This is a genomic window from Salibacterium aidingense DSM 18341 (genome assembly GCF_000429685.1).
GTDB lineage: Bacteria > Bacillota > Bacilli > Bacillales > Marinococcaceae > Salibacterium > Salibacterium aidingense.
Map to the genome: position 1 here is coordinate 70,541 of NZ_AUCI01000012.1, position 12,448 is coordinate 82,988.

Below are 12,448 nucleotides of genomic sequence, written 5' to 3' on the forward strand. Positions count from 1 at the left end.
TATTAGCCCGGATCCGTTTTAAATAATTCAAACTCATAAGGGGTAGAATCTACCTTTATGATACTAGCTTCCTCATCAACTCGGATGATGCCAAGTCCTTTTTGCGCCTGGTGGACGAGAAAACTTCCTTCCCCTTCTGTTAAATCAAATTTCCCTTTCACTTCCTCGATATCAATGGGTTCCTGGCGAAGAAATATCTTGGTTGGTGCGTTTTTGAGAATACCAAGACCCTGTTCAACACGTGCAAATACCTCAAATCCCTGGGTCACAGCACACATTGACGTATTAAAAAAGCGGACCGTGCGAAACTCGTTTTCGAGCCATTGTGCCGTTTCCGGTTCATACATAGCTGTTTGTGCTTCATCGAAGACAACACGCTTTCGCAAGTGTCTATTCTTCTTGGCAAATTTGGTAGATTGCCATTTTGTCGCAATAAAGAGTCCGAGCGGCCTCATGATTTCCTCATCTAAATCAGCTAAACCAAAAGCAAAAATAGCCGTGTTTTGGATACTGACGTTGGACTGCGTATCGAAAATAGCCTGGGTAGGCGAATCTCCATAGCGTGTAAAATTACGCAGCAATTCAGATGCTTCCTGGAGATCATTTTCCTGATGCATTAATACAAACAAGTCTCCAAGTTGAGGCATGGTTTTGTATTCTCCCGACAGATTATAAAGATTCGTTCCCCCGTTCCCTTTAACAATGTGTTTATTTTGGTCAATAAGGCTGTTGGGATCTTCATTAATGCCCTTATCCCGATACAGCTTTCGAATGAGATTTTCAATTTTTACTTTCACCCGTCCGGTAAGGATGGAATCATCCATAATACGCAGCATTTTAAACACAATAGCCCGGACGCCTTGCACGGTTTCTTCAATATTCACTCGCTGCTCTCCGTCATTTCTCTCTTCAATATCAACATCAAAAAAGTTAATACGATACTTACTATTTGGTGAAAGATCGACATAGGGACATCCCATACTGGTCACGAATTTTCGATAGTCCCCTTTTGGATCAATGATAACGGTGTAAATACCAATATGAGCAGAACGATGGGTCAATGTCATGGTACAAAAGGTTTTTCCTCCACCAGCGCGGCCGAGTATAACCATATTGTGATTCATTAAGTTTGTATGCCATCCATCGTAATAAATGGGACGTCCCAAATCATCATACCCTAAAACGATACCGGTGCGGTGGGAGATTCCTCCATGGCCAAACGGAAATAGATCAGCCACGTTACTGGTTTCATAACTGAATGAATGCTCCTTATACATATAATTCTGAGAGATAGGAGTAATATTGTATAAAGCATCCAACTGCTTACCATCCGGCGAACGCATATATACTTCTCGCCCTGCAAAGCGGCGAACCAAATTATTGGTGAATTTTTTCAACTCTTTGATGCTTAACGAACTAATGACAGACTGTATGCTTACTCGAAACGGCTTTTCAATATTAGTACGAAGGCGCTTCTGCCGAACTTTCAAATCGGCAATCTCGTCCCTCATTTCATGAGCTCTTGAATCATCTTTTTCCGTAATCAGGTCTGATTCTAAGCCTTCAATACGCTTTTTCACATCTTCTAATTCAAGACTTAAATCGACCGGTTCAACATGGATAGCAACGTCTGTGTCTCCTTTGCCGAACTCACCTAGTATAAGAGGATCCAGCATGGAAGCCCACGTATTACCCCCTTTAATTTCAGCGAAAAAACTTCGGTAATAGCGGGCTTGTTCAATGGTTGAACCTACTTCCACCAAATAATCATTGTAGCGGCCTTCTACCCCCGATTCTTCGGGCAACGTTTCTTTAACGAGCGTTGGGCTGACAAAATCAATCCCCGTCGGAACCGTTTTGTCCGAGGGTGTCTGCTTCACTTCCCTACGTTTTTTCTGCTTTCTTTTTTGTTTTTGGAGAATATTCTTCTTTTGATGATGGGCGTCCTTTTCTCCAGGACGCGGTTCATTGTTTCCTTTTCCATTATATTCAATCATGACTGCTCACCCCTTTGCTACCTGTTGATCATATCTATTATGCTCCTGCTTAGAGATTTCAGGCGTTAAACTCTGCGTAGTATCGCTAAATCCACCGGAATCATAAACATCATGGAGTCTCTGATAAGCTGCAATATCTCGATTCATCGTGTAATGAAGCATGTTCAAGACCCCCATCTTGTCCAAACGACTTACCTTACATCCAATGCTGTCAAAGTCTTGATAGACTAAATCAGCAATCTCATCCATCATGTTCATTGTTAATTCTTCCGCTTCATCCTCTGGCATTTTCACAGCATCTCCACGGAGTTTCTCTACTAAGGTGTCAATTTTTGTGTTACCAGTCATAACACCGGCCTCAGTTCCTTGGGTGTACGGGTTATATCTCACAATAATATAGCCTCGATAATCCCTGGTCTTACGTTCCGATATCTCTTTAAGATGCTCCCCCACCATCTTTGCCGATTCTCTTAATTGAGGGGTTAAAGGGATATCTGGATTATGAGCAGTATTTACATAGTCTTCAATATAATCTGACATATCTAAATACTGGGATTGAACTAAAAATGTATGATGTGTTGGCATCGAATTTAAAAAGGAACGGAAGTTGAACCACACACTATCTTTTTCGCTGGGGGACTTCATCTTAATATTAATCGGTTGAACATCCAGGAGCATATTCACCGTTCCATCCGGCATATAGACCAATCCATCATCAGTGATTTTTTCGTGATTAAATAATTCTTGTACCACTCGGGCTGCGGAGCGATCTTTTTTTTGATTCTGTTTCTGAAATCGGTAGAAAACAAAACCGATAATTCCCAAGGCAAGAATTAAGCCAATGGTACTTCCCAACGCTATTCCTCCTTCCTTCAAGCTAATACGTTACGAATGGTGCGGCGGCAATAATTGTTGTTTATGATAATAGAAAGTCCGTTTTCTTCTTCTAATTCGGAAATACGATAAAATGGTTTGTAACAAAGAAAGGTTTGTCTTCCCATGTTTAAAATAAGCGAAAACGGCAGCTATAACGATGGGAACAGCCAGGTGAAGCCTTTCGAAAATAAGGTTATTGGTAAACGGCAGCGTGTCTACAACACTGGCCAGTTGATTTGATATAAGTATCGAAGGTACCAGCCAAGCCAATTTGTTAAAAGAGAAAGGGCCGATTATTTTTTCCTCCAGCCCCGATTGATATGGTAAATCATGATACTCTCCCCAACTCATCAAACTCCTCCTTTCCTAAAAAATCCTAAAAAAATTCCCGCCCTTATAACATCGGGCGGGTTACACATTACATGAGGAAAGGGAAAATGAACGACGGCACATCAACACCAAAAATTCCAAATCCCCAAGACAAAACCATTTCTGTTTTAAAAGCTAGTATAAGCGCGAGAACTAAGCTCCCCGTCCTATATTTCATGTTTGCGAGGGATTGAGCATTCCCGGAGAAAAGCAACGAAAAGCCCATCCATAACACTAATGCTGCGGCCACTACAATGGCAATTGACCGCACCGAGGTAACAAAATCGCTTCCTGCAGTGTCTACAGCATTTGTTAAATCAGATGTATTACTCGTGATATCATTGGTGATAGCAGCAGCCTCGCCTGGTTGAAAAGCAAACAGCACAACCATCAATGCCAAACTAGTCATAGTTATCAAGCCAATGGATTTCCGATTCATGAAACCACCTCCTTTCTAAATATTCAACTTCCTCACTCATAGAAGAACATCATAATATCAAGCAGTAGCACCTCCTCTGCAAAGTTCAAAGCTTCTTCATCCTAAATTTGAGACAATAAAAGAAGGCTATTTGCTGCAATAAGCAAGATAGCCACAATGTTTTCAGATATATTCCATTCATGCGGGCGTTTCGTCCGAGCTGTCACGATAAATCGATATTTTCGCTTTTGAAAAGGATAGAAAAGCGGCACACCACCATCAAAAAAATAGTCTCCTACCACATGTGACAATACCCCGATTGCTAAGGCTGAACATAAGTACCATTCCCAATCAAGAAAAGCCCCGACCATCCATCCTGTAATAAATGTTAAGCAAACAAACATCAAAGAATGGGACCAAGTACGATGGCCAAACAACCAATTGAGCGGAAAGCTGATAAAAAAGAATGGAAAGCGTCCACCCAGCTTGGAACGAGGTGTATCTAAATCAGGGAGTAGTGAACCAAAAACAATCAGTCCGTAGAAAAGCAATACATGGTTCAGAGCATCCGCAGTCAGTGTGAATAAATTAAACAGGGTCATCGTGCAAATCCCAAAGAGAACACCGGTTAATTGGTGCGTTGTAGCAGTCATTTCACCCCTCCTTCTAAAAAACGTTAAATGTGTTTTGATGACGTCGCAGTAGCATCAAAATAAATATCAATTCATCCCGTTCAAATTCATCAGCAAATGACCGCCTATATTTTGGACAATCATCCTATTGTCATGGGAATGAGAAGGGTTGACACCTTGGGTTATCATTAATTTTGTCCAAGAGACACTGTTTTTCTGATACATTGAGCATTTTTGTCGCTCCTTTACATAAATAAAACAGCAATGCCCGAATAAACGGCATTGCTGTTTAATTGTTTTATTTCAACGCGAGTAAACGTCCCTGCACGTTATACCACAGATCAATTTTCTTTTCAGCTGCAGCTTTGGCATCGTCGATGCTTAAATATCCTTCTCGTGATTCCGTAAATGAGAAATGTTTTAACTCAAATTTATAGGTGCCAGTTTCACTATCTTCTGTAATAAGACCATGGACATTATGTTTTTTAAAACGCCATTGAGTTGTTGCAAATAGCGGCACACCATCTAATATTACCGGAGTTAGTTCCACCATATCTCTCCTTATCAAATACGAGACACACTCCGGACAAATCATTTTGTCAAAGTATGTCCACATTATACTATGATATTCCATCTATTACAATAATTAGTTATTAATTATCTTAAATTGGTGTTAAATGCTTTGTTCATAAGCCTTTATAGCCTGGGTATGGCGGTGTTTCAATGCAGAACGTTGCGCTAATTCTCTAAAATATGCTCGTTTTTGCAAATCCATCGACCAAAGTTCAGCTGTTTCAGCCGCCGTACTCTCGTCAATATATGCTGAACCCTCTAAAGCGTCTAAAACAGAATATAGTGTAGCAGGAGTCACTTTATAATAAGCCTGACCAACATTATTTGTATAAACAGGGGCTTCTAGTATCTTTCGTTCAAGCTCATGGCGAATGGAAAACGACTGTTCAATCATGATACTCCCCCCCTTGACTGAACATACGTTTTCATATAAGTGTACAAATATTCCAATAAAATCTTTGGTGATTTTAATGCGTTGTTTAACTGTTGCGAGGTACCCTCTTTTTGATGGTATGATAATGCTTGTACCATAAACGTATGAGGAAGGTACAAACTCAACCTATCCCCCTCTTTTTTTTGATTAATCTCATAATATAGCTGAGCGAAAATATGGTGCCCTTTTTCTTTACCCTTTTGGATCAAGCGCTCTATCTTCTCCACCACACACGTCGGTTCTTTTAATTCTTGCTGCAACAAGGCTTCTGCATATTCCCGGTGTCCTTGATTATCAGCACCATTCACTTCCTTCAGGCGTTCCTTTTTATTCCGTTCATGGACTTTATTCGCTTCAATGATAACGTGAGCATCTTCTTCTTCGTTATCTATATCCAAGCCGGATTTTTGGCAGAACGTCCTTACTTCTTCTTCCGGAATATCTGTAGTTAAAATTTGAGATACAAAGGGTATACGTTTAAAAAAATGGTAAAATTCATTTTTAAAACTTGGCAAATTGCTGTCCCTGTTATCGATATACGAAGAATTCACTTTAATAAAAACATATCCCATAGATGTTTTACGGTTTTCACGAACCGGTACGCCACCGTTTATCTTCGTTTCAACAATAGCAGGAGAAATGATTTTTTGAATAGCTTCTAGTATCCAATGATGATCCATACTTTGAATAAACTGTTCTAAAGCATTTTCATGCCCACTTCTGCACTGAATCGCAAAGTAACTCAAAATGAATTCCTCTCTTTTTATAACTTAAAAATTATATTTTCAACCCTATATTCTTTTTAAGTTTATGATAAAATTAAGCTTAGGGTGCCTTGTTCTACAACATGTTAAACTAAACGTCAACTATGTAATATGCTTCCGTACATGTTCGCGGGCTTTCTTTTTTACCTTGTGAAAGGTATCTTCATATAAAGCTTTGGCATACTGCTTGGAATAGCCAAAAGCTTCAGCTGCATAATTATAGTTCTGTTTATCTTGATATACAGTAAGAAATAGGGCCTTAGCGTTGTCATCAATGTCCAGCTGTTGAAACCAAAGCTGGTCATCGATTTTTTCGCCACGTCGATCGCCAATTTCTTGCAGTTGTCGTTGCAGCTCATTCACCATGACTTGTAGTTTTTTATTACGGGCTTTTTTCACCATCTCTTCTTTGGACAAAGAAGGGCTTAAAAATTGTGTTGCCTCGACTTCTTCCGGAAGCATTTGCTCTTTTAATTTTCTGATTTGAAGTTTTAACTCTTCGGTGTGCTCAATCCAGGTCGTTTCAGGTTTCATGGGAATAGATGACACCTTCTTTCGAGAATTAGCTTAGGATGGGTACGGTTCGTGATTTGGCAAAATTTTTTTGTGCGTATGGTCAGCATGAATCATGATAATATCGAAGATGGTGTGAGGTGATACCTCTAATTCTTCGCAAATAATAAGCAGCTCATTAACAGTGATCATTCTTACACCGCGTTCTTTGGCATAGTAATTCTGAACCGTCATGTTAAGTGAATCTGCTATTTGTTTCGAGCGGATATTTTTGCTTTCACGAATAGCTTTAATAATATTATGAGTTTGAATAGAACACACCACCATTTTCAATCAGTAAATAGTTGAGTCGATGAAGTATTGTAACTTACGTCTAAGTTTGATAACATAACCATTAAATTTAAAATTTTGTATATTTATCATTCGTTTAAACTTAAAATTTAATTATATTTTAAATTATACATACAAAAACAGGTTGGTCAAGGGTAAGTTTAAATTATTGTATAATATTTTGTGTTTCAGGGAATTTCTTTAAAGAAAATGTAATAAGGTTGTGATGAGAGAGTGGTATCTTTTGGCGAAAGGTTACGAAATATAAGAAAAGAAAAAGGGCTATCCCAAAAGCAGTTAGCAGATAAAATTGATGGGCTTTCGAATGTGATCATTTCCCATGCTGAGAAGGATAGAAGACACTTAAAGGCGGATGAAATCCATAAAATCTGTACAGCTTTAAATATAGATCCCAATGTTTTATTTGATTTGGATGAAGGAACTGCGAACGATCATGAATCACATGATGAACATGATTTATCGATTCTTCAAGATCGTTTATTAACAACGAGGTATAAAAAAAACCTAAGCAGAAAAGAGTTGAGTAGAACAACTGGCATCTCAACCACTTATATTGAACAATTAGAAAATAAAGATGTCGAAGAATATCCTGATATTAATACTATTTTTGAATTAGCAGCAGGGCTAGGGGTAACACCGGATTTTTTATCAGGTTATGTGGAGCAGGAAGATGAATTTAGTTCTAAAACACCAAAACCAAAAGAACTTGTAGACTTTTTGGATGAAAGTATGGTTGTGTATCATGGAACCCCTTTAACTAAAAAAGACCGCGAACGACTGAAAAAGGTGTTAACCAGTCTTTATTTTGAAGCTTATGAAAAGAAAATTCACGAAGAGGACGAGGAAGAAAAATAAAAAGACAGTTCGGAACTGTCTTTTTATTTTTGTGTTTTCATCGAAATTCTCTCAATTTCGACAAAAGTCGATTATGCATATATGCATATTAGGGACTTTATTCCTATGAACTGGGTTATGTTTTTGTGCTATACTCTGTAAGTGAACATAAGTTCCTATCCAATCAGGGGTAAGTACACAGGATTAAAGTCTGAGTCAGGAGGAATTATAGATGGAAAGCACCTATGACAAAATCGAGTGGGTTGTCAATTGTATAGTGAATCGTCATATGACCACATCACCATTCGAGTTAGCCCAAAAAGAAGGTGTATTGGTGTATCATCAATCGCTTCCTTTACCTGTAAACGGGTTTGCTATGACCATATATAATCAACGCTTTATTATAATGAATGATACCCATTCACTGCAAGATGACTTCATGACATGCAGTCGCGGGTTGGCCCACCATATTGTCGGTGACGATAAGTTTGATTTACACATTGTAAGCCACTCGGCTGAAGGATATCCGCTAGAGGCCAATATCGAATACTTTGCTAAAGTGCTGACAGCAAAACAAACAAAAAATCAAAACAGTGAACACTTATTAAATCATTATAGTTTGAAAGAGTTAACAGAGGCCGTTTCCTTAGCCTAATCCCCAGAATTTTTCATTATCGAAAATTATGGGGGTTATGAAATTTATTGTTTCAAATTTGTATAAAATATGATAAGGTACTGATAAAAAGAAAAAACTACGTTTTCATAAAGTTTCAGTATATCTGGAAGAAAGCGCAAATTAGTACAAAATTAAATACTTTATTTAAAATAATGCACATAGTTACCTGAAAGGTCATCGGACTGCTCGGTTGGAGAACCCATCACATTAAAAAATTCTTTTTGATGGAGGACTTTTACAATCTCGTAAGGATCCGTGGTCATTGGCTTATTGTGAACGAATTCCACTTCTACCCCAATGAACCCTTTATCCTTAGCGATACAAATATATTCATCCAACAGCATGGACATTTCCTGCAGTTTATCAGACTCTAAATATTCAGCCATATCAAACCATAGAGAACTCCGAGCCAAACTGATTAAAAGGGTACCTCGAATAGGGCTGTTACGGATAACCACGGTGACTCCTTGAAAATACATGTGTAAAACTCCAGCTTCGCGATAAATATAAAAAGGGTCGGGAATAACGGTACGGATCGATTGAAAGTCTTCTTCGTTCAAAGGAATGATAGTCCCCTTTTCATTTTTTTTACTGCCGATACAGCATACCTCCTTGAAGAAAGAGACATGTAAATAATATGAAAAAGGGATAAAAACGCCCTGGAAGGCAACTTTCAAAGCATGAAAAACAGCGAAATTTATATTATATTTCACCTATCGATTTTGTCAATTTTTTAGCATTATTTCGAATGCTGGTATATTAAGGAAGTAACTAGCTGGTGTTTCCATTTCGTTAATCTTTATGATACGATGGAAAATAAGGATTAAATAATCGACAAAAAAAGACGTACAATAAAAAAAAATTCCTATAAAATTATAGGAAACAAAAAATAAACCCCACCCAACTTCGGTGGATTTCTCGAGTTTGGCGGCTCCGTTAAATCCACCGAAGTCCAAGGAAATGGAGGTTTATCTTGATAATTTCAATTGTGATTACATTGTATCACAATCTTAAAGATTTGCAAAGGTAAACCTTCATGTCTCCATTGGTGGGAACTTGGAGGTTTTTCGCGTGACAAAAACGGCTGAAAAGAAACACATGATTCTCGAAAATCTACGTGGCAGGCAGGACGGTAAAACCACCGGTCCCGTCGGTCTCAGTTTCCCCTTTTTCCAGCAAGTTATCACAACGCAATCGAACGATAACCACCTTACTAATTCCGATATCGACGTCATGATATTTCTACATAAAATATGCAACACCAACGGGAACATACGGGAAGTATCGTTTCATCAGATCGTTGAAGCAGCCCGACGGTACTTTGAAAAAAACATTAGTGCTTCCCAGTGGTATACTTCCATGAAGAAGTTTATCCGGCTGGGTCTTGTTCATAAAAGAGAAGATGATATTTATCCAGTTCCTTCCTATCAGCTTTGCTATTTTCAAGACGACCACGGGCAAATGAACAGATATGTACGGTTATCTCCCTTTGTTTTTACGAAGGATTTTTCAAATATGACTCTTGCTGCCCGAAAACTGTACCTGTTGATTGCCATGCAGCAGGGCGACAGTGATTTCATTTTCCGCAGTATACACGGTGAAAAAGGACTCCTGGCGTTTCTACGCAAAAATCAGTCCTGCCACCTCCAATACGTGATCGAAGAATTAGAACCGTATCTGGCGGTGAAATCCTTGAAAAAAGAACGGGGAGCATACCGGAAAGTGTATCTTGGGTTAAAACAAGAACATCGGATTCTTGATGCTGAGGCCGAGGGGGAATGGATACGGGAGCCTCTGGAACCGCCTAGACGTTACCCTCGTAAAGCCCGGTTCATCGAACAAGTCCTCCAAGAATGCGGGATTGGTGAGCTTTGTACTCGGATACATACGATGGTGCAGATGCTCAAACATTTGGGCTACCGGGTGATCCGTCAGGTGATTAAAACAATTCGACGTTTCTACGACAAACATGGAACGTTCCCGGCTGATCTCGCTTACTTTATTAAAAAAGAGATCCGCATTACCCGGCAGAAAGAAATCATCGACATTGCCGATAACGCTGGCCTGATGGCTTACATCACTTGGCGGAATACCGAAAAGGATGAGGAGACACGGCATTTTGAATTTGCAAATACCTTTTCCTATTTTAACAAAAGTCAGCTAAAACGTATTTTCAAAGAAGCAGCTGGTCAGATCGGAAAACTGCTACCAAAACTCCATCAAACCAAAGAGGCATATTACAAATGTACGGCGGCCGCTGATATATTTGGCATTGACCACTACCGCGCGATTGCGTACTACAAACAAATAGACGCAGCCTGGTACGTGTCGATGGAAGAAGAAATGATTCGAAAAATTCCCATGATTGGCGAAGAAAAGGCCTATCACTGGTTTGAGGAACATATGGTAGAGCAAATACGATACCACAATGAGATGTTCCCGTATGAGTGGAAGGTTGAAGATTTTATCCTCGACCATTCCTCGATCGTTTAATAATCGAACCGCTACAGCCACACCCTGTTTTTCCTTTAAAAAAGAGGGTTGTTTGGTATGATAACTGCTGCTGTTGTACGAATAGTTCAGTATACAAGCCCCCATCATTTTATCCTTTCACGCCTTAAATTTCCATTTTTTTCATGAAACAAACCTTATAATCTCTTTCTAATTATGAACCAGCTGCATATTTTATCTCTATCCAGGTCATTTTTTGCAAAATACTCTTAAAAAATAGAATAAAAATAGGTGTATTAAAAAAGAAACAAAGGATAAGCTAGTAGAAATATCCTGTAATGTCATATAAAATCAAAAAGATATTAAAAAAGAAAGTGGAATATTGGGATAAGTTTCGATAAATAGGTTACAAATCGTGGATAAGTACATGCATACACAAGTATCAATATTCATTTGATTTCTTAATATAGAAATACTGCTTCTCTTTAATTGTTTACGAGAAGAACATAGTATTTTTCTTGTTTTTTATGAGAAAAAATAGGTTAAACACAGTTCATACAATGGTTTCAGCAATTGTATAAAAGAATATTTTGGGTTTTAAAAGAATTGGGGTTGGAAAAGTTTTCTTTCTTTAGGAAAGAAAAAGAAAACTTAATTATAGAGGTGAAAAAATTTACATTAAGTAGAGAATTTTAGAAGGCACATTCTTTTTATAATTAGTTTCATAATACCACATCACAGTTTTCTTTTCACGGGAAAGTTGGTAACGGTTCACCCTTTATCGATCGTTTTTATTATTATTTCGATCAAAATTCGTTTTACTGATTTACAATCTCATTATATAATCTATGTGTTAAATAAAAAAAAGAGGGTTGAAAGATATGAAAATCCTATTAATTGGGGCTACTGGTCTTCTGGGAAAGGCTGTTATGAAAGAATTAGAAGAAAAAAATGAAATTATTCGGGCTGCACGACACAATGCTGATGTTGAAGTGGATATCACGAAGCCTGATAGCATTAAGAGGATGTTTGACCAAATCGGGAAAGTAGATGCTGTGATCAGTGCAACAGGACATGCCCATTTTGGACCTCTGGAAGAGATAACACCGGAATTGAATGAAACTACCATCGAAAGCAAATTAAAAGGACAAGTCAACCTTGTATTACTTGGTATGGATTATGTGAATGATGGTGGAAGCTTTACGTTAACGACCGGAGTCATCATGGATGAACCTATCTACCAAGGCGCATCCTCCGCAATGGCAAACGGGGCTGTTAAAGCCTTTGCCAAGTCTGCAGCAGCAGAGGCACCCAGAGGAATACGGATCAACACGGTAAGTCCCACGGTTTTTCAGGAATCATCGGAAGAGCTTCGTGCATTTTTTCCAGGTTTTGAGCCAGTTCCGCTAAATAAAGTAGCACTGACCTTCAGAAAAAGCGTTGAGGGTGTACAAACTGGACAAAGCTATGAAATTTATTAAGGTGAACCCGCAGCATAGAACAACTTAGTGAATATAAGAACCCGGAATTCGTTACTAGGAATGGATTTCGGGTTTATTGT

General features: G+C 38.6%; 15 protein-coding genes. 4 read left to right on the plus strand and 11 right to left on the minus strand.

The genetic code is table 11. The annotated features are described in order from the left end of the window. Positions 1-2 precede the first annotated feature (2 nt). The 10 genes from G475_RS25025 to G475_RS27760 form a co-directional block, all read right to left on the minus strand. The gene (locus G475_RS25025; protein ID WP_051302500.1) at positions 3-1,997 is read right to left on the minus strand and encodes a VirB4 family type IV secretion system protein; all 1,995 of its coding nucleotides are present in this window, start codon (positions 1,995-1,997) and stop codon (positions 3-5) included. Between the two features lie 6 nt (positions 1,998-2,003). Continuing rightward, positions 2,004-2,852: a hypothetical protein gene (locus G475_RS0112995; protein WP_026701667.1), complete on the minus strand. Its 849-nt coding sequence runs from the start codon at positions 2,850-2,852 to the stop codon at positions 2,004-2,006. A gap of 30 nt (positions 2,853-2,882) precedes the next feature. Next, positions 2,883-3,224: a hypothetical protein gene (locus tag G475_RS0113000; protein WP_026701668.1), complete on the minus strand. Its 342-nt coding sequence runs from the start codon at positions 3,222-3,224 to the stop codon at positions 2,883-2,885. Between the two features lie 67 nt (positions 3,225-3,291). Then, the gene (locus G475_RS0113005; RefSeq protein WP_026701669.1) at positions 3,292-3,681 is read right to left on the minus strand and encodes a hypothetical protein; all 390 of its coding nucleotides are present in this window, start codon (positions 3,679-3,681) and stop codon (positions 3,292-3,294) included. 101 nt (positions 3,682-3,782) lie between these two features. After that, positions 3,783-4,313: a metal-dependent hydrolase gene (locus G475_RS26400; RefSeq protein ID WP_051302502.1), complete on the minus strand. Its 531-nt coding sequence runs from the start codon at positions 4,311-4,313 to the stop codon at positions 3,783-3,785. 277 nt (positions 4,314-4,590) lie between these two features. Then, the gene (locus tag G475_RS0113015) at positions 4,591-4,842 is read right to left on the minus strand and encodes a hypothetical protein (protein ID WP_035711165.1); all 252 of its coding nucleotides are present in this window, start codon (positions 4,840-4,842) and stop codon (positions 4,591-4,593) included. Between the two features lie 123 nt (positions 4,843-4,965). Beyond that, on the minus strand, positions 4,966-5,259 hold the full coding sequence (locus G475_RS0113020; protein WP_026701671.1) for a hypothetical protein: 294 nt from the start codon (positions 5,257-5,259) through the stop codon (positions 4,966-4,968). Next, a complete protein-coding gene (locus tag G475_RS0113025; RefSeq protein WP_026701672.1) occupies positions 5,256-6,044 on the minus strand; it encodes a hypothetical protein in 789 nt (262 codons plus the stop codon). The genes G475_RS0113020 and G475_RS0113025 overlap by 4 nt, the downstream gene beginning before the upstream one ends. Before the next feature lie 120 nt (positions 6,045-6,164). Further along, positions 6,165-6,596, minus strand: a complete 432-nt coding sequence (locus G475_RS0113030; RefSeq protein ID WP_026701673.1) for a hypothetical protein — start codon at positions 6,594-6,596, stop codon at positions 6,165-6,167. A 33-nt stretch (positions 6,597-6,629) separates the two neighbouring features. Further along, on the minus strand, positions 6,630-6,902 hold the full coding sequence (locus G475_RS27760; RefSeq protein ID WP_084414114.1) for a helix-turn-helix domain-containing protein: 273 nt from the start codon (positions 6,900-6,902) through the stop codon (positions 6,630-6,632). Positions 6,903-7,139: 237 nt separating this feature from the next. Between G475_RS27760 and G475_RS27550 the strand changes: the two genes are divergently transcribed. After that, positions 7,140-7,781 carry a helix-turn-helix domain-containing protein gene (locus G475_RS27550; RefSeq protein WP_051302503.1) on the plus strand — a complete coding sequence of 214 codons (642 nt, stop codon included), beginning with the start codon at positions 7,140-7,142 and terminating at the stop codon, positions 7,779-7,781. Between the two features lie 211 nt (positions 7,782-7,992). Further along, on the plus strand, positions 7,993-8,415 hold the full coding sequence (locus tag G475_RS0113045; protein WP_026701675.1) for a hypothetical protein: 423 nt from the start codon (positions 7,993-7,995) through the stop codon (positions 8,413-8,415). 161 nt (positions 8,416-8,576) lie between these two features. On the opposite strand, the gene G475_RS0113050 is transcribed toward G475_RS0113045, so the two are convergent. Then, positions 8,577-8,996, minus strand: coding sequence for a hypothetical protein (locus G475_RS0113050; protein WP_156911695.1), 420 nt, complete (start codon positions 8,994-8,996; stop codon positions 8,577-8,579). 511 nt (positions 8,997-9,507) lie between these two features. On the opposite strand from G475_RS0113050, the gene G475_RS0113055 reads away from it, so the two are divergent. Together G475_RS0113055 and G475_RS0113060 are read left to right on the plus strand one after the other, a co-directional pair. Then, complete coding sequence (locus tag G475_RS0113055; protein ID WP_026701677.1) at positions 9,508-10,929, plus strand: hypothetical protein; 1,422 nt, start codon at positions 9,508-9,510, stop codon at positions 10,927-10,929. Between the two features lie 839 nt (positions 10,930-11,768). Beyond that, positions 11,769-12,368 carry a short chain dehydrogenase gene (locus tag G475_RS0113060; RefSeq protein WP_026701678.1) on the plus strand — a complete coding sequence of 200 codons (600 nt, stop codon included), beginning with the start codon at positions 11,769-11,771 and terminating at the stop codon, positions 12,366-12,368. The last annotated feature ends 80 nt before the right edge of the window (positions 12,369-12,448 follow it).